Raw genomic sequence first — 24,024 nt, 5'->3', positions numbered from 1 at the left:
GGCTCAGTTGCCAATCGACGAGAAGTTGTCGAAGTTGAACTGCCCGAACGCGAATTGTGGAAACGCTGCGTACAGCCCGCGGGTGAAGACTTGCTCGATAAACTCGTTGGTCGCCCTCACGGGTGACTTGGGCACGACAACTACGTCGGAGTCGTTGATCCAAATCTCATCAGCTGGCGTAGGACGGCGTCCATAGAGGGCCCCCTTCACGTCGAGCATCGTCGCCATGAGCCGCCAGTCGTCGCCGCGGCGGAAGACGACCACTTGGCGAAGATTCGCACCTGGGTTCCAACCACCGGCCAAGGCGATGGCTCCCATGAGTGTCGTGGGCGAATCGAGCGTAAAGCGACCTGGTTGGGCCACTTCGCCCAGCACGAATACGAAGCGTGGTGCTCGTTCTCTAAGAATGGGTGTCACAGCGACGCCGGGGATTGTGGAAGCATACCGAGCGTCGATCTCCCACTTGAGTTCTTCAATCGTCAGGCCCTGAGCACACACTGCGCCGAGGCCAGGTAAATATATCTTGCCATCGGGATTAACCTGAACTGGCAATTGCAGGCCGCCCGTACCTTGGCGAGCATCGACTGCCGCAATGAGATCTTGCAAACGGGTGTTTACTTCTAGTGGTGTTACCGTGATGGCAGGGACCTTGTAGTACGTCTTGTACTTCTCCTCGAGTAGCAAACGCAACCCGTCGACGGTCATGCCGGCAGCACGTACTTGGCCCAACAGTGGCAGGCTAATCGTTCCGTCGGGCTGAACACCCAACTCGCGGCGGATGTTGTCTTCCGAATTGTCGCTACCGTTCCCGGCAGACGAACCGGTATCGCCGGTAAGCGACTCGATGCGGATTTTATCTCCGACTTGCAACTCGTACGGGAAACCGGTGACTTGGCGTGTGAGACGAAACACGAAGTCGATTTGGTCGTCCACGCGTAACCGATAGGCCGATACATGAGCGGAGCGCGCGTGGCCGACGTACTCGCCTTGTGCGTAGGCTTGCCAATCGATGCTGCCGCGGGCTTCCCACCCGACTTCACCCTGGCCACAACCCGACAGACTATCGACACCCCAGATAGGGTGCGGTGCCGCAGGGCCAAGCGATTGACATAGTTTTATCTCATTCCAGTTCACCACGCCTGATGGTGTCTTGCTGCGTGCCTTCTCCTGCGCCCCCCAAGCGGCCACTAGCTTGCGCGGCAACTCTAGTGACTTTGTGCTTGTAGCCTGTAAGGTCATAGAACCGGTGCCGATCCTCTCGCTAGTCGTCGTGGATTCCTCAGCCAGCATTCGACCACCGAAGTAGGCAAGGATCGCTAACGCAACGAGCGAAAAACTAATGCGAGCGGTGCGAGATGTGTTCTTCATGGCGAGTATTTGCTTGGTGGTTGGCTTCGCTAGATGGTTTGCTTGAAATGCTCCCCGAGGGAGCGATCCTTATTACGCAAGCTAGTAGTTTCTCTGTGGCATATTGAATCTGTGCCCACTCTGTCCCGATGTCATGGGCTGTCCTGGTGGGATAGGTCGCTGGGCGACGTTAGCGGACGGCTGCCGGGCGTTCATCATGGGGCGCGATTGCCCCGGTACTCCGGCGGGCTGTCGGCCCAGGACGGCAAACGACTCAGGTGTTACCCAAGCCACGCCGTTAGTGGTTCCGCTGGCCCGCTCTAGGTCGCGAGCGCGAGCGCGAGTTGCGGCAGCCAATTGTGTGTTGCCAAGTTCCTTTTGCACGCGGGCCAAGTTCCGCAGTACAGTCGGGTGAGGTTGTTGCTGCACGACTTGGTCGAGCAGCAGGCTAGCTTCCTGGTAGTGCCCTGCTTCGGCCATCAGAACGCCCAACTCGTGAGCGGCTAGGTGGTTTCCGTCGTGAGCCATCAAAGCCGCCTGCTGGAATGCATAGGCGTGGCGTTGGGCGAGCGGGTTCTGCTCTGGCTCTAACTTGCCGAGCTGACTGTGCAATTTGCCCAAGGCGTGCAGCGCCATCGATCCGGCCGGTTCGCCGGCAACCGAGCCGCCCAACTTGTACTGAGCGTACCGGAAGTAGCGATCCATAACCTGCTGGGGCAGCAGCGATGTTTTCTTCAAATCAATATCCAAAGGCGTCCGATGCCCAGAAGCAACGACGTCTACAGGAACTTCCGCATCTAACTCGGCACCTTGCGGGGTAAAATCTTCCGCCTCCTCAAGTGCGCGAAGTCCTGCGGCCAGCGCGATCGTGCGCCGCGGCTTGCCGTGTTTGCTATCCTTCGCCTGCGAGATCATTTGCAATACGCCGATAAACTCCGACTTGGCTGCATAGTAAGCACCTTTTCCGGCCAGCTTGTAACCGCGACGAATCTTCGCAATCGCCCGCTCGTTCACCTTGGCACCCGTCATTACGCCGGTAGTAATCGCAGAAGGCGCCTCGACAATCTCTTGCTCCTCCAGAGCCTCTTCCTGCTCTGAGGCGAGATCTCCCATAGGCGTTGGCACCAATGCAAGACGCTGCTCTTCAGCTGACTCTTCTCGAGCAAAAACCGGTGGCGTGATGTCTTCGCTAACAAATGCTTTGAATTCTTCGTCTTCTGTCCCATTCATTGCAATTTCTTCCGATTCCGATTCATCGGTCGATTCACTGAAGGACCATTCTTGATCTGAAGATTCGGCATTCGAATCAAAGTTCCAAGTGTCTTCAGCGGCAATTCCCCGATCCGCGAGCACTTGCTCTGCACCCTCGTGATCAGCGCTCGGCCCTTCCATGACTATCGAAGCAGTGCTGCTTTCCACAGGGGGCTCGTTGCTCACAATCTCCATGGGTATGGGCGGCAACAGCATGATGGCAATCGTCGAGTCGATCGTCTCCGAAACCGCACTGTCCGATACGTTGAGCTTACCGACTCGGCTTTCGTTGTAGGCATCGCTCTCCACAATGGGACCGCCGGCAAGAATCTCGTTGGCCGCGGGCTCTTTCAATGCCGGTACCACGGACTCAACTTGCTCGGGCGGAGTCTCAAGGGTATATGTTGGGACGTAGGACAATGCTGGCTGATAGCTCCCAACCGGCGGCAACAACTGCAGCTCGGGACCTTGAGGAGACTCGAATTCCCAGTACTTCTCACCACTGATCATCGCAACCCGGCGCACATGGGGCTGCAGCGGAGCCTCCGCTGAGCTTGGCTCTGTAGGATCTGCTTGGTCGGTTGTAGGTCCCGCGAAGTAGTAATCTTCAGGCGACTGCATGGGCTGATACGGATTCTCACCGCAGCCGACACTCGTACACAACACGAGCGCTGTACTCACCGTGACTAGCTTTCGTCGCGCGGCACCCAGTATCCGGCAAGCGGTACCCAGCCTGCGGCAAGGCAGTGCAAAAAGCTCTCGAAGTTGGAGCCGACCTGCGAACAGGCGGTCTTTCATGAGCCGGGCAAAGATCATAGTGAGTAACTTTCTCAGTCGAATCGTCAGGATTGGTACCGCTAGCACGGACCGGCGTGAGTCGTAGAACCTGTATCAACTGATTCGACCGTCGCGGACTGTCGAGCGCAGCAAAACCGCTACCAACGGAGCAAGGCAACCAGCATCCGCCGGAACAAGCGGTACAAATTGCCTCATGCGATGCCAGCAGGCATCACAATCGTTACAGTTTGCCATGCTCAGCGATGCAGCAAGATCATTGCAACTAGAAGAGTCTTCGCTGAAATCCGTCGTGCGCGAGATGCGCATCGTGCCCAAGCTCACAGAGATGTGCCACGAACTCCTTGAGTCGCGGCCCATGAAGGCAGTAAACCTGCCGTGGATTCACACGCTCCACCAACTCTAACAGCTCGGTGAAGTCGGCATGGTCCGAAAGTGGCAACACATGATCGACTTCCCAGCGCCCTGCAGAGCGCTCGTCCATGGCCCAGCCGGTGACTGCGATACTCACCGGTCGCGCTATACCCGCCAGGCGGTAGCCAGCAGAACGTTTGGGCAACGTCACGACGGCACGACCTTCCAGCAACTCCGAGTCGAAGCACTGAACTGCCCCCAGATCAACTCCGCACTGCTGGTACACCTGGCTCACGGCGAAAATGGCCGGGTGTTGCAGCACGGCAACGCCACAGCTGGTGAGAATCCGCGTCACCTCTTGCGCTTTGCCCAGCTCGTAGGCATGAACCACGGGGGTTTGTCCGCGATCGATTGTCGCTTTCACTAGCAGAATCAGCTCTTCAATCGTTTGCTCGCGCGGCGGAAGTGCAAAGCGAGGATCCCCAAAAGTGCATTCGGTCAGCAGCACATCCGCAGTGGGCGGGTCAGCTTTTTTGGCAGTTGCCGAGTTGCCCAACTTGAAGTCGCCCGTGTAAAGCAGCGATTGCTCGCCCTCGGGAGTCTTGAGCCCCTCAACCAGCAGCATGGCCGAGCCCAAACAGTGCCCCGCCGGGTGTGTCGTGAGTCGCACATCGCCGAAATCATAAGGCTTTCCCCAGGGGAGCTCTACGACCGTGCGACCACTCCCGAGGCGATGCCGATAGAGCATCCCAGTTTCTGGTGTGCAGTACGCACGCGTGTGCCGCGCCATGTGATCGTGATGCGCATGCGAAATAAACCCATGAGGCTGCTGCCGCTGTACATCAATCGCCAGTCGAGGACGCGACAAAAACAGCCCTCGATCCCAGTGGAACATTCTCGGCACCTTATTTGGTTGATCAACGGTTTGCACCTACTTCACACCTAATCACCTACCATCAGTAGAGAGGTGCTGGTTGTTGGGCGCTAGGCGCTAGTTCTTGTGTGGCAAACGAGAACCAGCGCCTAGCGCCCAACAACTAGCGCCTACCTAACTTCCCACTCGGTGGTATCTGGCTGCTCGGCGTCTTCCGAATTTACTTCCTTGATCGCCATCCACAAGCTGATTTTCAACTGAATGATTCCGGCAACGACCAACACCAGCAGAAACCACCAAGCTCGGTTCATCGCAGCCTCGGCAAGGCCAGCCTTAGAACCGGAACTCGTCACCAGCGAAGACGCTTGGTGAATGCCGAACAAGATGAGCAACGTTTTAAACTCCGTCGGCCCGAAATGAGCTAGGGTGAACTGCCCCACCATCTTCGCTTTGATGCTCGTAAGCACAGCCATGGCATAGATGACTGTGATCCCCGCTGCCGCGAACCAGGGTTCGCCACTGCAATACGCCAATCCCGCAGTCCAGTAGCTAAAGGAAAGCGGATCGACGAAGTGGTCGAGCAGTTCTCCGCCATTGCGACATTGACCGGTTGCGCGAGCGTGCGTGCCATCGAGCACGTCGCAGATATGGTTCCCCGCGACACCCAGCGCAGCAAGCAGACCGCCCCACCAATGACTTCCGCTGAGGGCGAATCCAATCGCTCCGAAAATGGCCAGAATGTGCCCCGTGAGCACGATCCCCTCTGGGGGAAACGAAGCGGGAATGTCCAATCGGCGGTAGAGGCCCTTGAGCGGGCCGGTAAGCCAAGGATCGAGCAGACTATGCGAAATCCGCTGCGCCGCCGGCTTCGATTCTCTGGCGAGGCTGTTCTCCTGGGTTGGTTGAGTCATGTCGTAACACTGCGATGAGGAACGGGTCGTAGCGGATGTGAGTATTTCCCACATCCTAAGAAATCTCGATCTCCCGCAATATCCCAGTCTTGCCAGCTATACTTATACTACCCCATCATTAGAAAACGCCACTCAAAAGAACGCTCCGCACGGATACCGCCCTATTGGCCGGCTAATTTGCGAGGGCCAATTACTTTTCGTAAGCACCATGACCAGCCCGTCTTTGAATCCCCTCGCATCCCTGCTCACCCGTTGTGCTATCTGCACGATTTGTGGATTGATGATGCTGATAGGTGACGTGAGCGCCCACGATCCGGTCGCTGAGGGGACCGTTACTCAAGGCCAGTCGATTAGGGGCCGGTTGGGTACCGGCGAGTCGTTGCTCTTTGAGCCAGTACGTAAGACTTCTCAAGAACAAGTACCTGAGAAGCCCCGCATCCGCAACTTGATCCTGCTCATCGGCGACGGCATGGGTCCTCAACAGGTGGGTCTGCTCACACAGTACGCCCATCATGGAAAGCACTCCCCTTACGAGGATCGTCAAGCCGCTATCGAGCGACTCATGAACGAGGGGGTCGCAGGAATCATGCGGACTGAACCACACAACATGCTTGTGGTCGACTCCGCTGCCTCGGCTACACAGATTGCCACAGGACAGTACGCTGGCTCAGAAATGATCGGCGCGAACTACCAAGGCGACTCCGCAAAAACCGTTCTTGAATATGCGAAGGAGAGTGGACGCTCCACGGGGTTGGTCAGCGATACGCGCATCACCCACGCCACGCCCGCTTCGTTCGCCGCCCACCAACGGCATCGTTCGATGGAGAACGAGATCGCCGGAGACATGCTTGAGACGCAGCCCGACGTGATGCTTAGCGGCGGCTTGCGACACTGGGTGCCGGCCGCGGCAGCAAAGAAGGAGAGCGTCACCTACGAGGCGCTTCGCCAATTAATCGGCGACGCGTATCCAATCACCACCAAACGCACCGACAACCGTAATTTGTTGCTGGAAGCACGTGACTATTACCAATTGGCTTTCGACCGCTACGCGCTCGCTCGCATCGAAGAAATGCCCGTGCTAGGCCTCTTTTCAGACACTGCCATGTTGGATGCGCTCGCCGAAAAGGCCGCCGACAACGCTGGCACACGCAATCAGCCCACGCTCGTAGAGATGTCCAAGAAGGCCATCGAACTGCTGGACCAAAATCCCGCAGGCTTCTTCCTGATGATCGAAGGGGGCCAAATCGACTGGACAGGACACAACAACGACGCCGGTGCCATGCTGCACGAGTTGCTTCGCTTCGACGCGGTGGTTGCTGCCGTGATGGAGTGGGCCAAGGATCGCGACGACACGGTGATTGTTGTCACTGCCGATCACGAGACGGGCTCGTTCGGGTTTAGCTACTCGGGCAGTTCGATCCCCAAAGCACGGCAGCTCGCGGGCAATGTATTTAATAACGAAAAGTTTGAACCCAACTTCAACTTCGCCCGTCAGCGCACGCTGGAATCTCTCTACGGGCAAAAGCAGAGCTATTACACGATCTTGGAAACATTCGACGCCCTGCCTGCCAAAGAGCAAACGGCCGAGAGCCTCATGGAGCTGGTCAACAGTGCCATGCCGCTGAATATCGATCTCGACGAAGCCGTCCAAGTGCTCACGCGCAGCCGTAACAAGATGTACCAAGAGGGCCATCCTTTCTTGGGCACCAAAACGCTACCCAACATCCGCGACTTCAACTCATTCTACGTTTACGGCGAAAACCTCCGCATGAACTTGCTAGGTCGCCTGCTAGCCGAAGAGCAAAACGTTGTCTGGGGCACCGGCACCCACACCAGTACGCCAGTTACGCTAGGCGCCTGGGGACCCGAGGCCGCCACAAAGCCCTTCTCCGGGATTCATCACTCGACCGACATTGGGCAACGGATGATTGAGCTGATGCAGCAGTAGAGGCTGTCGCCTTCACGAGTGTTAGCCCGCAGCGTCCCGCTGCCGTGTGAAGAGTGAGTGCCACCTGCCTACGCGAGTGCCGCCAGAAAAACTTGCCCCCGAGCCTACGCCAACGGCGTTCCGTCTCACAGCCCAGGGTTGTCGCGGTATCAGCCGCGACTACCCTGGGAAAATGGTAAGATACGCCAACCTCTTCCGCAGGGGTTACGTCCATGCCTCAATCGCTCGCGAACGTTGCAATTCACTTGGTCTTCTCAACCAAAGACCGCCAACCGATTCTCGCCGATGGCCTAATCGCGGCAACCGTACTACGCCACGGACTACGACTCATGACACACATTGTCGCCCACTTCAAGCCAACCGGCGTGATGCTGGCGAACCCGTGGGATGGCGTATCGGAATAGTTTTTGTGGCTGTGGCCCAAGTGCGGCGAAGCAAGCAGGGGCCGAGTGCCAGTGCGGGTTAAAGCTATACACGGTTGGACAAGGCTGCAGCGGCACTGGGCTATTGCACAGTGGCCAAACAGCTAGCACGCCTTGCAGTTACACCAGAAGCGACCTATCTCGTCTTTTTGATTTAGTGCTATCATCGCAAACACTGCTGAAGTATCAACAATCATGAGCTGGAAAAGTCATGTTTTCGTTTCGCACAATCGTGTTCGCGATTTGTCTCTCAGGGGTTCTTCATGCTCCGTTGTTGGCCGAGTTCACCACTGTCTACAACCTGCCTGATGACTCGTTTCCATCACCCATCTCTTCTGATACGCAGATCAACGTGTATGAGGGGGCTACTCTCCCCTACCAACTGAGATTCCCTCACCCTTGGAGAACGCTAACGATTGTCGAACTCAACATCTATGGAGGTACCGCAAGTCGCTACCTGGAAGTATACCGGGAAGGAACAGTCAATTTATACGGCAGTAATATGCCGATAGCACTCGAAGCTAATGATGCAGCAATCGTTAATATTCGCGGAGGTATTCTGGATCATGGAATAAAAGCGGAACATGGAAGCCAGGTTCATTTCGTTGGAGGAGACTTCCAGCTTAATGGAATCCCACTCACCGACCTGAACGGAGTTGGGGACCAAACTCAAGTTACGTTTGATAGTAACTCGATGCTCACAGGCGTACTCGCTAATGGCACTCCCTTCTCACTACTTGGCGAGTGGGATGAATTCGACGCGGGGACACTCAGTTTCGAGCTTGCTCCGCTACCCCCGATAGGCCCCGCTTTGCAATATGCATCCACCGATCCCCATATCTATCGACTCAGAGAGGGCCAGACTCTGATCGTCGATGACGAACTTGGACGAGTACAAGCCGGGCATGGGAGCGTCACCCGTGTCACGGAAAACGTAAGCCTAGACCTCGAAGCGATTGGTGCCGAGGTCGATCTACGTGCCGGCGAACTCACAGGGCGAGCTATTGCAGGAAGTACGGTCAACATCGACGGAGGCACGCTGACGGATTCCTTCGACGTCCACAGCTCGAGTACCGTAAACCTACACTCAGGGGAAATTCATGGGGGTTCCTACAGCGGGAGAACTTTCTACAAGGGCAGTGCATTGAACCTATACGGCGGAATCGTACGTGGTCGGCTTCGTGCCTACGGTACTGTGATCAACGGTTCCGGTGGCCGTATTCAAAGTAGCTTGCAGATTTATGAGAACAGCGTAGCTAATATCGGAGGCACAGGTGCGGAGTACAACGGTGTATGGGCCGACGCTAGTACCGTGAATCTCTCCGCAGGAGTTCTATCTGCTCTAACTCTCTCTAACGGTTCGCAGCTCAATCTTTCTGGCGGCCAGATCCGCGAAACACTGGTAGCAACTTCTGGGAACGAAGTCACGCTTGTCGGTGGCGAGTTCGTCCTCAATGGACAACTTGTTCAAGGGCTAGACTCACTCGGCGACACCGTCCTTGTCGATGTACCAGACGGCGCCGCGCTTAGTGGCTTTCTCTCAGACGGAAGCCCTTTCTCGTTTTCTCATTCTGATTTCTATCAGTCTGGGTCAGTATCAGCGAGGGAGAGCCTAGCAGGAGCGAGGGTGATCCTCCAACGCAGCCAACTCCCAGTGATCGAATCTGCGCGTCTCTTGGCATCTATGGATACGATTCCCAAGGGGTTGCGAAGCGGCCAAACTTTGACCGTGGATGCAGGGGCAGAAATTGGCGATTACTTCGGTGCCGGTCAAGGCAGCGATGTTTCCGTTGAAACGGGTGGCGTGATCGGAAGAGTATTCGAAGCCGCAGGGGCGCGAGTCCACGTGAATGGCGGGACCATCTCATCTGGTTTTGATATTTCCAACGGCTCGGTAGTCGACGTGACCACGGGCGAGCTTGGAGGTGCCATCGATATCTTCGCTGGTGGAGAGTTGAACGTACTCGACGGCAACGTCGGCAAGGGCATCTATGTCGGTCCTGGAGGTTCCCTTAACGTTACCGGGGGAATCTTTACAGGGATCATCAGCATCTCTCAAGGTGCCAGTGCCAATATCCAGGGCGGAGTGTTCGGTGATGGCTTCACGGTCTCGGGGCAGCCGAACATAATGGGCGCTACATTTACCGGGACGGCATCTCTGCAGAATTCCGGTATGATTAATGGCGGGCACTTCCACGGAGCCGTCGAAGTTAGCACTGGGACAATTGCAGGTGGTCAGTTCGACTCCCAGTTCCACTTGAATCGTAATGGTAGCCTGACGATCACAGGAGGCCACTTCAAGAAAGGCTTCAAACTTGAGAACGGCAGTTCGCTCCGTATCGTGGGAGGCAACTTAGATGGCTATAAAGACATTGGTTCTAGTGCGATTGAAGTGTCTGGTGGCGTCATTTCAGATGACTTCTACGCAAGTCCCTTCGTGAGCTTCACCATTGTTGGCTCTGAGTTTCTCCTCAATGGAGAGCCTCTCGATGATTGGAGTCCCGATGCAGAGACTCACCCCTTGGACCTGCCTGACGAATATCTACTGACTGGCTACTTTGCAGATGGCACTCCCTTCGCCTTCAATTCCTGGGACCGCGATCGGTTTCGAGAGGGCGTACTTACCCTCAAGCGTTCTCCGACTCCCCTACCCGAACCGATGCCGAGACACTTCGTCGCATCAATCGACCCGTTGCCGGTCAGCATTCATAAAGGCCAATCACTCACAGTGGATGCCGGCAGCAATGTTCCGAACAACTTGATGGCTGGGCCGGGTAGTTTCGTCCGCGTATCCGAAGGCGGCACCCTTGGCAGTAACTTTGAAACCCTAGGCGGTACGATCATCGTAGAAGGTGGCTTTGTGGGGCAAGGTATGGATGGATTCGCCGCCAGTAACATTGAAATTAGTGGCGGAGAGGTTGGCGCCGGCATCGATATCTTCCAAGGGAGTCGAATCACTGTCTCCGGAGGAACGATTGGGGGGCACCCCTACTTGAACCACCTTGCCGGCAGAGCCATCGAAGCTTATGCCGGCAAGATCAACATCTCCGGTGGCGAGCTTGGCAACATTTTGGCTACCGAAGGGACTTCGATCACGTACTCTGGAGGCCGGGCCGGCCAAGTCCATCTCAAAGAGGGGGCCACCATTGATTTCTCAGGCGGCGCTATCGAGTCGCTCGTTACCAGGGATGAGAGTAACCGGATCACGATCTTCGGAGACGACTTCCATATCAACGGGGAACCTGTCACTGAACTACGTAACAATGGCGATTCCTTGCAGATCGTCTTCGATAGTAGTTCTGACTATACCGGCATTCTTGCCGATGGGACGCCCTTCGCCCTGACGCACATCACCGGAGACTACATTCGCTCTAGCTCGACATTGATATTCGAAAAAACCGATCTGCCCGAAGTAGGCCCAAGACATATCCTTGCTTCCCAGGATGCAGTGCCGTACGGCATTCGGCAAGGACAAACACTGACTATCGATGCTGGTGCGATCGTGGGACACAGCTTCACAGCAGGGCCGGGAAGTCGCGTCGACATTTTACCCGGGGGTTATCTTGCAAAGGATTCGCAAGCGGTTGGCGCGACGGTTAACCTCCGCGGTGGTACGATAGCCAGTGGATTTACTGCTTACTCAGACAGCGTCGTAAATATCCACCAAGGTGAAATCCAGCTATATATAAGGGCCAGGAGGGGGAGTGCGATCAACATGACGGGCGGGTCGGTGACTCATTCTCTCAGCGCCGATGAAGGTAGTACTGTCAACATTACTGGGGGTGAAATCGGTGGAGCTGAGGGCGAAATCGGTGGATTTTCCACTAGTGGCCTTGCGAACATTTCAGGGGGAACTTTCGCAAAAGCTTTCAAGGCGTTCGAGGGAAGCGAGGTGCATTTTTTCGGTACGGCCTTCCATTACGATAATCTTCCCATAAATGGCCTGGAACTTGGCGTACCTTCCATCCTCACCGAGCGTGGCTTTCAGCTCTCCGGCCAATTCGCCCAAGGTGAAGAATTCCGTTTCTCGCTTAACGGTGAATTCCGGTTGAATGACTACGATACTTTCACGAGGGACTACTTCTCGCCGAATTCCTTGGTTACGATCACGCTCGTTCACAACCCGGGCGATTACAATGGAGATGGAGTAGTCAACTACACGGACTACGACGTCTGGCTAGCGGCCCTTGAGACAGGAAACCTCGCTGCCGATGGCAACTACGACCGAAAGGTCGATGAAGCTGACCGAACCGTTTGGGAAAATACGTTGGGAATAACCTACTTCGTAGTACCTGAACCTCTCTCATTTCAACTAGTGATTCTATTCCTGGGAATCTCAGTCGTGAGAATTCGAATCAATTACAGCTTATAGTGAATCATTCAACATGTTTCAGTCGGGTTTCCCACATCCTCACCCAGCAAGTCAGTCACAATCGAGTCCGGCCCCTCAGTCACCATCTGCGCGGGAGTCTCTAGCACCATAACCCGCGCCGGTCACTCGCCAAGAGATCTCCATAGCACTCCAGAGCGAGCGCCAGCTGGATACATAATCGCTCCTTCCCAGTTCCTGCAGCCGACATCAAACACGCACATCCCTGCCCACTACCCAACGAATAAACGCCCCCGACTCCAAACCGGAATCGGGGGCGCGTGTTTTCTCAATCAATCTGATTCTGAACAGCTAAACCTGGGCGTAGTCACTCACCAACGCAGGCGTCGCAGAGGCCGAACCCTTCACGGCGCCGAAGCCACCGTACTCTTTGATTTCTAGGTAGAGCAGGATGTTGCACACCAATAGCGAGATGAACGCGATTAGCAGCAGCATCGTGTAGATGTTCCAGGCACTCTTTTTGGTGAGTACCGAGGGAACGCTAGCTTGCTCGAAGTTTGGTTGCGACATGGTCGTCTTCCTGAATAGTGCCTTGTTGGAATTTACGCAGTACGCGGGCGACCGCGCGATCGGGGGCGGTCTTCACTACCTCGGCACGGCCCAGGTACTTTTCGCCACGGAACACTTCGACGGTTTGTCCCGCCTTGAGGCCATCGTCGGCACCTACGGTGATTTCGATAAGCAAGCCGGTTGAATCGCGAAGCGTGGCACTTACCAGTCCGCGGACGCGAGGCTTGATCTCTGCATTGGGATCAACATCGTTCTCGCGGAGGGCGCTCGTAGCGATGCCCAGTTGTTGGGCAAGCTGCACGTTACGCTCTTTGACCTGCTCGAGCTCACCCTTAGTGGTATGCAACTGACTGGTAGCCGCCACTGCCTTGAGGAATGTGTCGTCGCGTTGCTGTTGATTGTCGCGAATCTCGGTACGCAGCCCAGCAACTTCCTCTTGGAGGCGTTCGTTGTTCTTTTCGGTCGAAGCAACCAGGGCTTCGGCACCACGACGTGCCTGACGCAGATTGTCGAGTTCGTCTTGGATTGAGGCGTTCTGGTCTAGCATAGCCTCGCGCTCACTCTCCAGCTTGCTAAGATCGTGTAGCGCGGCTTGCTTCTCCGCATCAAGCTGGCCGAGTTGATTCTCGTATTTGCTCCGCAGTTGGGTATTCTCGATCTGCACCTTGCTGAGGTTCGCCTTCAACGCGTCCGCCTCTTCCTTCCAGTTCGTGTGTGTTGAGTACACGAGCATAGCCATGATCATCAGACCAAAGCTGGCGAGCATGATGAGGACGGTAAAAATCTTGCCAAGGAGATTCATAACTCTATTCCAAGGTAACTGAGTGAATAGCCGCGGTGCTACGCACCGCCGGGCTTCTGTATTTGTAGCAGCGACTTGAGCCAGCACCCAAAAAACGGAACTGCGCTCAAAAGCCGCTACTAGCAGTATACTCAGGGGTAAATTTGAGTGTCAAACTTTGCCCAACCATTTCGGGTAACCCAAGAGGGATGGGGTCGGGTATTGCCGAGTATGCTGATTTTGTGCCGGAAAGAGGCAGAAATGCCCTACGAAGCTAGCCAATCGTGCTCCGCAGTGGTCCCAAACCAGAATACGCGAATTCCGTCAGAGGGATCGGTAGACGAGCCAGCAGCAATCAGGTGGCTTGAACCCTGATTTTCCCCGAAGGGGGTCCGCATCGTAATCCCAGGCAAGTCCCAGCGAGCGGTGACACCGCCTGGGGTATGCTTCTCATCCTTCAAAAATCAGGCCGCTTCAGAATTTCATTGGCGATGATCACCCGCTGCATACCGCCGGGTTGCATGAGCATGTCGATTACTTCGGCGGCCACGTCAGAGCGAGTCTCAACTTCAACGCTTGCCGATCGCTGTTCCAGGGTGCCGATCTTGTGATCGAACTTGTGACGCAGATGCTCTTCGAGGCGCTCATCAGCATAGCCGACCTCTTCGCCCAGGTGCGAAACTCGCTCGGCTGTGTCGTGTGCGCTATCCATGTGCGTAGCGACATGCTCCGCGACCGTATCGCCGTGAGTGATGTCGCTCTCTTCAATCGGCTCCATGCGAAGTCGCGGTTCATTAACCGGCTGACGCTGAGGCTGGGGACGTTGTTGAGCCTGGCGTCGAGGCGAGTTCCGTGGAGATTGCTTTGGCTTGCCTTCTTTCTGAACTTCATGTCGTCGCTGTGCACCCGAACGATCGCCAGAAAGCTCTCGCTGGCGGGCAGCTCCCTGCTCGTCAGCAGCTGGCGCTTCGCCACGCGCCCTGCGGAGGAAATCCTCCACTTCTCGCCGCAACTTGTCCTGCCCCGCGCCGGCGGCTCCTGCTGCTGGGACGTTCCCGGGCTGGCCGGGCTGACCAGCCTGGGGCCTTGGAACACGCACCGGCCGTTGGGGTTTGGGCTTCGGCTTGCGATTGGAAAACAACTGCGTAAGCCCCGCTATGATCAGAAATACGATACCTATAATTTGGTCGATACCGTCGGCGAGTAGCAGGGAGATTTCCATGGAGACTAACTTGAGTATGGCAATTCTGTTGAACCACGAATCCAATCAAACAGTTACTTCCGGCCGGTGCCGCCTGTAGCAATGGCGTCGCGCATGTCAGTGTCGGCCTGCACGTTCTTCAATTTATAGTAGTCAAGAATTCCCAAGTTGCCGGTACCAAACGCCTCAGCCATCGCCTTGGGAACTTCCGCTTCGGCAGCGACCAGCTTCGCCTTGTTTTCGACCATTGCCGCAAAATTCTCTTGTTCCTGCGACACGGCCATAGCCCGTTTGCCTTCCGCCTTCGCACGGGCCACACGAGTATCCGCTTCGGCTTGATCGGCTTGCAGGCGGGCACCGATGTTGTCGCCAACGTCGATGTCGGCAATATCGATCGATACGATTTCAAAAGCGGTCTGCGAATCGAGTCGCCTCGCCAGCACCGCCTTGGAAATACTATCCGGGTTCTCCAGCACGTGGGCATGCGTTGGGGCGGAACCAATGGCACTCACTATGCCCTCACCTACGCGGGCAATGATGGTTTCCTCCGTGGCACCACCAATGAGCTGATTTAAGTTTGCCCGCACGGTCACTCTCGCCCTGACCTTCAGCTGAATACCGTCTTTGGCGATGGCGTCCAGCGAGGGACGCTTCGACTCGCGCGAGGGGCAATCGATTACCCGTGGGTACACGCTCGTCTGCACCGCTTCGAGAATATTACGGCCAGCCAAGTCGATCGCAGTCGCTTGGCGGAAGCCCAACTCGATAATCTTCGCCTTGCGAGCGGCTATGATCGAGCGGATCACCAGCGGCACATTGCCGCCGGCAAGGTAATGCGCTTCAAGTGCTTTGGTGGTGATCTCGTCGTCGTGGTCATCCAGTCCAGCCTGCACAGCCATGATCTTGCTGCGTACGATGACCGTGGGGTTCACCTTGCGAAACGTCATGCGAATGAGGTCGAAAATGCCGATGCCTGCGCCCGTCGATACGGACTGGATCCACAAGCGGGCAAACCGGGCGGCGATCGCCACAAACACGAGGAACCCGATCAGTACCGCGAAGGCGGCAATCAGCCAGACCGTGCTGGCGTTGTCTTCGAATAACTGTGCCAACTGGGGAGGGGCGATCGGTAGTAGGGCAATTTGCTCGTGCATAGTCAGCTAATGGCTGCTTGAGTGAAGTTCGTGATGAAAGCAGGTTACGAGGCTATCCAGGAGAGCCGTTTTTTGGGCTCATGTAGATGGCCTGCCGGATCAACTAGCCACCACAGCAATTAGCCCTAAAGACAACGCCACCAATACGTTTGATTGTGCAGCGAGCCCGCTCCTGCGCCTTACCGCTTTGTAATGCTTCCCACGGGCGATTGCAAGCGTCGGCTGGCTCCAATGCTAGCGGCTCCTATGCACTTATAGCTTACCTAACCCACATGACGCGAGTGGTAGTTGAATCATAAGGGGAATAGTCGGATCAATCTGATCGACTGCGGAAGACCGAACGACCGATCCAAACCATGAAAAGCCACCTAGTCTCGGCAGGTAAGTGGCTGGACACATTTCGCCCAAAACGGGCAGCCAAAAAGCCAAACGACGAGTCGCTCTATGCTTCCTTACTTACGCGATGTGGTTCAATCGCCCCAAGTGCTAGCCGCTTGCTCGTTCATTTCGCTACTGATGGGCCAAGCTGGCTCGGCAGCGTTGGCCCAATCGGAACCTGTTCGAGAGAGCGTTTACGCTGAGAGCGGCGGCTTGGAAGAGGAATTCTCCTCGGCACTGAATTCCGCAGCTTGGGATATTGTCGAATCACCCGTGTTCGTGACTGATGGAATTGAGCTAAATCACCCGCGCGGAATTGCAGCACGAGACACGTCAATTTCGAACGGGACAAAAACGCCTTACCGCGACGACCAGATCGAACCGGCCCAGGGCTTCGGCCCGGCGCTGGGCATTGGCCTCGGGACCCTGCCGTTTCAACAAGCGTTGCAGGTTCAGTCACGCGGGCAGCAGAATAACCGCGGCGCCGGCGTGGCATTAGGCCTCGCCAGCGTCCCGTTCATGATTGGCGACACATCAGCCGGAACCTGCTTCGGGCTGCGGGGAGTGGTTTTTGCCGACCTCTCGCACCCTTCGCTCACGTGCAGTCGGTTGAACATCTCGGAGAACAACTCGGCAATTCCCGTAGACCGCATCTACTACAGTTACCGGCATTTTGAGAACAGCACACGACTGCAATTCTTCCAGTTTACAGATATTTACAACGTCGATCAGCACACGATCGGCGGCGAAAGAACATTTTGGGACGGCATGGCAAGCATTGAAATGCGTGCCCCGATCCTTTATCGACTTAAATCAGATGTGATTAGTATTGTCGATCCACTAGTAACGGGAAAGGTTGACTTGGTTGACGGTGACAACCGAGAAGCGCAGATTGGCAACCTCTCGTTTATCACCAAGGCAGTGCTCTATGAGCAATCGAACTTCCTGCTAACTGGCGGTCTGGGTGTCACGGTACCGACCGCTGAAGACGTATCATTCGGATTGGGCGCTCGCACATTGGTAGACCTTGATCCGCTATTCCCGGGACTCGTTGGCATCAGCCAGACAGCGTTTCAATACCAATACGAGAACGACACGGTTTACCTCTCACCGTTTGCCGCATGGATTTTCACTCCAAGCGATCAACAGGCACGTTGGTTCCATCAGGGCTTCCTTCAAATCGAAGTCGGAGCCAATCCATCCAAGCTAACCACAACCGGCAGTACCAGGCTGGATACCTTCCTCGGTCCGATCGACCCAGGCAACTTCGCGGGAGACAACTTTAGCCAGACTCCAGGCGGTGGTCCGGTCGAAGTAGATGTATTTGCCCAAACGCTCATGCGGCTAAACTTGGGCTTAGGCTACCGGGTGACCGACCGCGACCCACGACGCATCGTCTCTAACGTGGTAGCGTTATTGGAAACCCACTATACGCACACTCTGCAAGACTCGAACGTCCAGCAGATACCGCTGGAAGAGGTATTCTCCTCGGGTGTCGGCACCGTTTTGGGCCCTACCAGCACGGCCGGCAACCCTCTCCGAAGAGCAGACATCATCAACGTTGCTGCCGGCGTGTCAGCTGACGTTGGTCCGTTTGTCATCACTAACGGCGTTGCGGCACCCATTCGTAGCATTCCCTACCGCGGATTCGATTTCGAGTACAACTGCCAAGTTCAGCTGCCTTTCTAAAGCAATTTCAGGGTAATCTGCCGTCGCTCCTAGCGGGCTGCGAACCGTGCCATCGCTTTCGAGTATAATAAGCAGGTGCAGGTACGGTTCGCGTTGCCGCACGTGCGTAGCACTTCATCTACCCCCGAATTCGCTGCTCGAAGCGTTTCAGTAGGTCATACGTCGTCTTCCAATAGGCCCCTTGCTAGTCGAAATGTCTGCTCCCGACGACAACCCTCAATTCGACCCGCACCTCACTAGCGACAGCGCTCGGCGTCCTGCTCCAGAGCATGAGAACTTCGTAACGCGCGCCCCCGAAAATCGCGCAGGAATCTCTGAGACCCAACGCTTTACCGTGCTTCGCCCGCATGCTGTCGGAGGACTGGGGCGCGTGGTCATTGCTCAGGACGAGCAACTCAATCGCGAGATCGCGCTCAAAGAAATCCTTCCGGCCAATGCGGACGACCTAGCTAGCCGCCAGCGATTTGTACGCGAAGCGGAGATCACCGGCGCACTGGAACACCCCGGCATCGTACCGGTTTATAGCCTGGGAGAATTTTCCGACGGGCGCCCGTTCTACGCGATGCGCTTCATCCTCGGGCAAGACTTGCGTCAAGCGATCGAGCAGTTCCACGGTCGAGTAAAGAAGAATTACGGTCGAGACTTCCAACTCCGCCAAATGCTCGGGCAGTTGGTCGATGTCTGCCAGGCAATCGATTATGCACACAGCCGTGGTATCGTGCACCGCGACATTAAACCAGAAAATATCATGCTGGGTGACTACGGCGAGACGCTAGTTGTCGATTGGGGCCTCGCCCGTCCTTGCGATGAGATTGCCGCCCAGCCAAGCGCACTTCGAAAGGTGACACCCTCGCCAGGCAGCAACGCTTCGCACACACGCCACGGGCAAGTCATCGGCACGCCAGCTTACATGAGTCCCGAACAGGCCGAAGGGCGGCTCGATCTGCTGGGACCTTCAGCAGACATCTACAGCCTCGGAGCGACGCTCTATCACATGTTGGCGGGCGCAACACCTTTTGCCGGCGACGCGGGCGACGTTCTCATGCGTGTGCAACGTGGGCAATTCCAATCTCCACGCGAACTAAATCCCCAAGTCCCCAAGCCCTTGGATGCCATCTGTCGAAAGGCCATGGCGCTGAAGCCGGAAGATCGCTACCGTTCAGCGAAAGCGCTGGCGCTAGACATTGAACACTTTCTAGCAGATGAGAAAGTCGCGGCCTTTGATGAGCCGTTACTGCACCGCACGTGGCGTTGGATACGCAATCATCGTACCGCTGCGCTCAGCACAGCCGCAGCGGGCACCGTTACACTGGTGGCATTGACGGCAGGCATAGTGCTCCTCGAAGCCGCGAATCGTCGCGAACGGGCCGCCAAGGACGAAGCAACCGTCAACTACGCCGAGTCCGTGAAGCAGCGAGATCGCGCAGAGGAGAACTTCCAACTCGCTCAAGACGCCGTTCGGCAGTATTACATCCAAGTCAGCGAGGAGACACTCCTCAGCCAGCCCGGCATGCAACCGTTGCGGAATGCTCTGCTACAACAAGCGCTCGACTACTACGGGCGATTCATCAAACAGCGTGAGGGCGACCCGGCGGTACAAGCCGAGCTCGCCCAAGCCGCTTACTACGTGGGCCGTATCACGGAAACCGTAACCACGCCCGATGCTGCCGTGCCGTACTACGAGCAATCGCTGAAGCACTACGAATCACTGAATCAAGAGTCACTAGCCGGCCCAGGGGAAGTCTCCTCAACGCGACAAGCAGAGCAGGGACGTGTGCTAAACGCTCTCGGCGGTGCTCATCAAAAACTTAGGCAACTCGACAAGGCGAAAACCAACTACCTTCGAGCGAAAGAGATTCGGCAGCAGCTAGCCAATGCTAACGCGGATGACTCTGAGGCAGCCCGCGAGCTGGCAAGCACCATGATGAATCTCGCCATGATTGCCCAATTGCAAGGCGATGCTGACAGTGCAATTCGTCAGATGCAGCACGCCCAAGGACTGCGACTGGCCCATTGCACCGATGAGACTCCTCCGCTGAAATTGCAACGTGATTTAGCTCGCGGCTACTTCAATCTGGCGGCGATCCAACTCTCCGCAAGCCAAGCTGACAAAGCAGAAGCCAACTTTGTCTCGGCTGCAAAGAACTTTGAAGCACTGGTCCAACGCCAACCACAAGACCTCGACTTCGCGCACCAATTGGCCCTCACTCAGCGACTTCTCGGCGATTTGGCGGGTAGCAGAAGCGAAGAGTCCGTAGCCATTCGGCATTACCTGAAAGCAAGAAAGACACTGGAGCGAATGGTGGATCGCAACCCAAGCGTTCCCAAGTACGCGGCTGATTTGGCGGGCTTGCTGATGAATCTGGGGGGTCAGCAGTCGAAGGCAGAGGCGATACCGACTGCGATTGAAACTCTTCAATCAGCCGGCGAGCTACTTGAGACGCTCACCGCCACAGAGAATGCTCCACCACGCTACCGTCGTGACTTGGCTGTCACTCAACGAGCTGTTGGAGAATTGCTAACGCAACTCAATCGCATCGACGAAGCCAAGAAAACTCTCAAAGCATCACAGGCCGGCCTGCAAGCACTTGTGCGAGAGTTCCCCAATGAGCCGGAGTACGCAACACTACTCCAACTGACGATAGAGGCGATCAACAAGGCTCAACCCGATAGTTGACGCACTTCGAGTATTCCAGAAAGAGCCTACCCCAGCGGTTCATTCAACTCATCAATCCCTTCGAGTCCAAACTCCTCTAGAGGTTTGGTAAGCAATTCTTTCTGGCTCGTAGCAAGCCCTGCTGCCTCGTGTTGCTGGGCGGCGCGGACCACCACGCGATTGGAGCTAACTTCCACAACGACGATTGCTTGCCCCGGATCAATGGCACGCCCCTGGCTCACGGCATCGAGAAGTTGATCATCAACCAGCACCGAACCACTGGGTAGCATCTTGGTTCTTGCCACGCCCACACGACCCACCAGCGCGCGGCGCGCATCGTGGGGTTTGCTGTCCTCTTCGTCGGGCAGCTCGCCCAAAAACGACCGACCCATAGGAGTGTGCGGCCAGGCTTTGAAGGCGAGCCCTACGACACTTGGCACCGCAACGAGCGAAATCATGATGAACGACAAACCGGTCGTCAAATCCCTGCGAAACGCCATCACGAGGCTTGCCACCAGCGCGACAACAGCAAAAAAGCTGATCACGCCGCCCGAGGGGATGAACACCTCTAGCACGATGAGCCCACAGCCCAGGAGCATGAAAATAATCGCCCAACCAAGAGGATCAAACAGAGTCATCGCAGCGGGCCAGTTTACAGGGAGGGGTCAGTTGGCAGTGTTCAGCAAGGGGAAAGTTCGTTGCGCCATTCTACCACGGCACCCTGGCTGTTCGACGGGTGTTTTTCAGGGCTGAATCGCCTACGAACGAGCGAAGAAATACGAAGGACTCAAAGAGCACTAAGTTACCTCCTTAGTGCTCTTTGAGTCCTTCGTGGTTAGCTCTTTTCTAGCGTGAGCCTCAAACTTAGCGTCCTTGGCGGTTCAAAAACAACTTAAGAAGCCTGGCTACCCAACCGCTCGCACGACCACCCGATTGGCTTTCGCACTCACCACAACGATTGACGTGCCGCGGTCCAGCGGTTCCGCCTCGGCTACCACATCAACGAGCTCGTCCGCGATCAGCGCCTTGCCCGTAGGGCGCAGGTCCGTTCGTGCAGTTCCGCCGAGCCCCACCAGGTGGGAATAGTCTGCCAGCACTTCGCGGTGGGCTTGCTCGATGCGTTCCTCTAGCGGCGGCGGTTCGAGCATGATGCGGTTAAACACCGGTGCATTGGGCAAGTATCTACGGAACGCCATCCCCAGGGCCGTCACGCCGATCATCGCGCCGGCCACAACGGTCAGTGAACGTCGGAGTTCTCCCATTTGCAATTGCGTGCGCGGAATCACGAAGGTTTGACTAGCGAGCACGAGCGAAAAAATAACCAGCGCCCCGCCGCCAAGGCCGAAAATACCGAAGCCGGGCAACACAAAGACTTCGATCAGAATGAAAAGCAACCCTGTGATAAACAGCAGCGCCTCCAGCCAGCCGGCTGTTTGATCGAGCGACTTGCTCCAGAAGAATAGCAGAAAGGCCACCGCTGCTACAAACGCTCCGATGCCCACGCCGGGCGTTTTGACTTCAATATACAAGCCGGCAATTCCAATCATCACGAGCAGAGTTGCCAGCGCAGGCGAAGCGAGCGCTTCGATGAGTTGCAGCGCCCAGTTGGTTTCCACCAAAGCCGGTTCGTGATCAAGACCGTAGAGTTGCCAAAGTTGATCGGAATTTTCGACCGTTTGACTAGCTACTCCTTTTTGCTGAGCCACCACGCCAGATAGTCGCAAGCTGCCACCCTTTACCAAAGGGGCTGCCGCGCGACGCCAGTCCACACTATCGGGTCGCTCAGCTGTCTCGGCGGCACTCATCAGTCGCAACTGACCCGTTTGTTTGTTCGTGTACTCGTAGATTTCAATCGACGGGTCGAGCGTAGCACTCAGTAGCGACCATGACTTGCCGCGCAGCTCGGCCAGCGTTCTCACGCTCACCAATGCGGCGTTTAGCGAGTCACCTTCCGCTGGCTGCTCCGCATCGTCAAACGGATTGGGGGGCAACTCTCGTGCAGGGCGATCAGCCTGCGGGGCGGGTGCTTGGCTTTCGGCCGACGCTAGTGTTGCTTCCGGATGCATGACGAGACGATCGCAGGCAAGCGCCACCAGCGCCGCACCGCCGCGCGCTTCCGCGGGCACGTAGGCCACCGTCAGTACAGATCCATCCAGCCGTCCAAGTACATTGGCCAGTGCGGTGCTGGCGACGGCATTTCCACCGGAGCTTTCAATCCGCAGGCCAATCCAGTTCGCTCCGCGTTTGAGCTCACGTCCGATAAGTGTTTCCAACTGGCTAGCCACGCTCGGTGTAATTGGTCCGCGAATTTCCAGCAGTATCGGCCGCCAGTCTCCCATCAGCGAGCGATCTTCCTGCAACGCCGCCAAAGGCACATCAAGTGCTCGTGCGACCGACGGAAGATCAGTAGCAAAGAGTCGCACAAAGCCGAACTGCCTTCCCTCGCGACCGCTGAATCGCGCCATCGCGCCGGGAGCGACGATCACTTCCTCATTGATCACTTCATTCTCTTCGCGGAATGGAGAGAGATCTTCTTCGAGCAAAAACCGCCCGCCGTCTTCGCTCTCGACTTGAATCACCTCAGCCGACGGATCGAGCATGGCGACCACCAGGGCCAGCGGAATGTTATTGCGTAGTTCGGCAATTTCCTGATAAGCCGCTCGCACCGTGGGCGTCACACCGCCCTGCTGTTGGATACCCGGTTCGTCCGCTCCCGCATCGCCAATCTCGGCTTCGGGGTCCATGATGATCTCTTCGCAAGCAATCACCGGGAGAACTGCGTGGCCGCGGATTGTCTGTGGTACGTAGGCAATCGTTTTCACCTCGGCCATGTCTCGACTTGTGAGAAATCGAGCCAGTGAAAACGAACGCTCAAATAGGCTGCCCGCTCCTTGGACTGCATCCCCGTCGCGCGTCTCGAACCTCAACACCAATGCGGGCCGATCGGCAGAACCCTGGGAGCGTGCTTCTGCAAGAAGTTGGTCGCGAACTCTCAACAAGGTTTGCTGCAACGACTGGTCGGCATTGCCCACAATCGGCAAACGAACCGGCACGAGCGCGGCCAGCGCACCGGGCTCCTCGGTGTCCGCAGCTTGAGCTTTATCCTCAGCCACTGGCTCCTGCAGAACGCCGTCTTGGGAAAATGCCGTCGCATCCACCAGCAGTGACCACGCCAGTATTACCAAGGTCAGTGTTGCCCAGAATGGGGCAAGTAGGAACGCCGTTCCCCTCGCTCTACTAGGCATCGATATCCACGAGCTTTTGCTCAGCATGCTCTGCTCCCACCACAGACAGTTCTCTTCGCGACCCGCGTCACGAAGCCTCCTCATGAAATCTCTTAACACTGCGTACTTATTCGGTACC

At 56.4% G+C, this 24,024-nt stretch carries 15 protein-coding genes; 5 read left to right on the top strand and 10 right to left on the bottom strand.

Going from position 1 to position 24,024, the window contains the following annotated elements:
* Positions 1-3 precede the first annotated feature (3 nt).
* The 4 genes from HG15A2_RS04280 to HG15A2_RS04265 form a co-directional block, all read right to left on the bottom strand.
* Positions 4-1,368, bottom strand: a complete 1,365-nt coding sequence (locus tag HG15A2_RS04280; RefSeq protein ID WP_145058179.1) for a polysaccharide biosynthesis/export family protein — start codon at positions 1,366-1,368, stop codon at positions 4-6.
* An 81-nt stretch (positions 1,369-1,449) separates the two neighbouring features.
* A complete protein-coding gene (locus HG15A2_RS04275; protein WP_145058177.1) occupies positions 1,450-3,414 on the bottom strand; it encodes a tetratricopeptide repeat protein in 1,965 nt (654 codons plus the stop codon).
* Between the two features lie 244 nt (positions 3,415-3,658).
* Positions 3,659-4,642: an MBL fold metallo-hydrolase gene (locus HG15A2_RS04270; RefSeq protein WP_145058175.1), complete on the bottom strand. Its 984-nt coding sequence runs from the start codon at positions 4,640-4,642 to the stop codon at positions 3,659-3,661.
* Between the two features lie 149 nt (positions 4,643-4,791).
* Complete coding sequence (locus HG15A2_RS04265) at positions 4,792-5,532, bottom strand: CDP-alcohol phosphatidyltransferase family protein (RefSeq protein ID WP_218932316.1); 741 nt, start codon at positions 5,530-5,532, stop codon at positions 4,792-4,794.
* A gap of 208 nt (positions 5,533-5,740) precedes the next feature.
* Between HG15A2_RS04265 and HG15A2_RS04260 the strand changes: the two genes are divergently transcribed.
* From HG15A2_RS04260 to HG15A2_RS04250, 3 genes are all read left to right on the top strand, one after another.
* On the top strand, positions 5,741-7,480 hold the full coding sequence (locus HG15A2_RS04260; protein WP_145058171.1) for an alkaline phosphatase: 1,740 nt from the start codon (positions 5,741-5,743) through the stop codon (positions 7,478-7,480).
* A gap of 212 nt (positions 7,481-7,692) precedes the next feature.
* On the top strand, positions 7,693-7,884 hold the full coding sequence (locus HG15A2_RS04255; protein ID WP_145058169.1) for a PIN domain-containing protein: 192 nt from the start codon (positions 7,693-7,695) through the stop codon (positions 7,882-7,884).
* A gap of 229 nt (positions 7,885-8,113) precedes the next feature.
* Complete coding sequence (locus tag HG15A2_RS04250; protein ID WP_145058167.1) at positions 8,114-12,274, top strand: hypothetical protein; 4,161 nt, start codon at positions 8,114-8,116, stop codon at positions 12,272-12,274.
* 309 nt (positions 12,275-12,583) lie between these two features.
* Here the strand turns inward: HG15A2_RS04250 and HG15A2_RS04245 are convergent, their stop codons facing one another.
* From HG15A2_RS04245 to floA, 4 genes are all read right to left on the bottom strand, one after another.
* Entirely contained in the window at positions 12,584-12,802 is a 219-nt protein-coding gene (locus tag HG15A2_RS04245; protein ID WP_145058166.1) for a hypothetical protein, read from the bottom strand.
* Positions 12,774-13,604: a hypothetical protein gene (locus HG15A2_RS04240; RefSeq protein WP_145058164.1), complete on the bottom strand. Its 831-nt coding sequence runs from the start codon at positions 13,602-13,604 to the stop codon at positions 12,774-12,776. Before HG15A2_RS04240 ends, HG15A2_RS04245 begins: the two co-directional genes overlap by 29 nt.
* 436 nt (positions 13,605-14,040) lie before the next feature.
* Positions 14,041-14,805, bottom strand: a complete 765-nt coding sequence (locus HG15A2_RS04235; RefSeq protein WP_145058162.1) for a hypothetical protein — start codon at positions 14,803-14,805, stop codon at positions 14,041-14,043.
* A gap of 53 nt (positions 14,806-14,858) precedes the next feature.
* Entirely contained in the window at positions 14,859-15,938 is a 1,080-nt protein-coding gene (floA, locus tag HG15A2_RS04230; RefSeq protein WP_145058160.1) for a flotillin-like protein FloA, read from the bottom strand.
* Positions 15,939-16,382: 444 nt separating this feature from the next.
* Between floA and HG15A2_RS04225 the strand changes: the two genes are divergently transcribed.
* Complete coding sequence (locus tag HG15A2_RS04225) at positions 16,383-18,005, top strand: hypothetical protein (RefSeq protein WP_145058158.1); 1,623 nt, start codon at positions 16,383-16,385, stop codon at positions 18,003-18,005.
* Positions 18,006-18,198: 193 nt separating this feature from the next.
* Complete coding sequence (locus HG15A2_RS04220; RefSeq protein ID WP_145058156.1) at positions 18,199-20,682, top strand: protein kinase domain-containing protein; 2,484 nt, start codon at positions 18,199-18,201, stop codon at positions 20,680-20,682.
* Positions 20,683-20,708: 26 nt separating this feature from the next.
* Here HG15A2_RS04220 and HG15A2_RS04215 read toward each other — a convergent pair whose 3' ends face one another.
* The gene (locus HG15A2_RS04215; protein WP_145058154.1) at positions 20,709-21,299 is read right to left on the bottom strand and encodes an NfeD family protein; all 591 of its coding nucleotides are present in this window, start codon (positions 21,297-21,299) and stop codon (positions 20,709-20,711) included.
* Positions 21,300-21,566: 267 nt separating this feature from the next.
* Entirely contained in the window at positions 21,567-23,933 is a 2,367-nt protein-coding gene (locus HG15A2_RS04210) for an NfeD family protein (RefSeq protein WP_218932315.1), read from the bottom strand.
* Between the last annotated feature and the right edge of the window lie 91 nt (positions 23,934-24,024).

The organism is Adhaeretor mobilis, assembly GCF_007741515.1.
In the GTDB taxonomy this organism is placed as follows: Bacteria; Planctomycetota; Planctomycetia; order Pirellulales; family Lacipirellulaceae; genus Adhaeretor; species Adhaeretor mobilis.
This window is presented reverse-complemented; position numbering and strand designations above follow the sequence as displayed.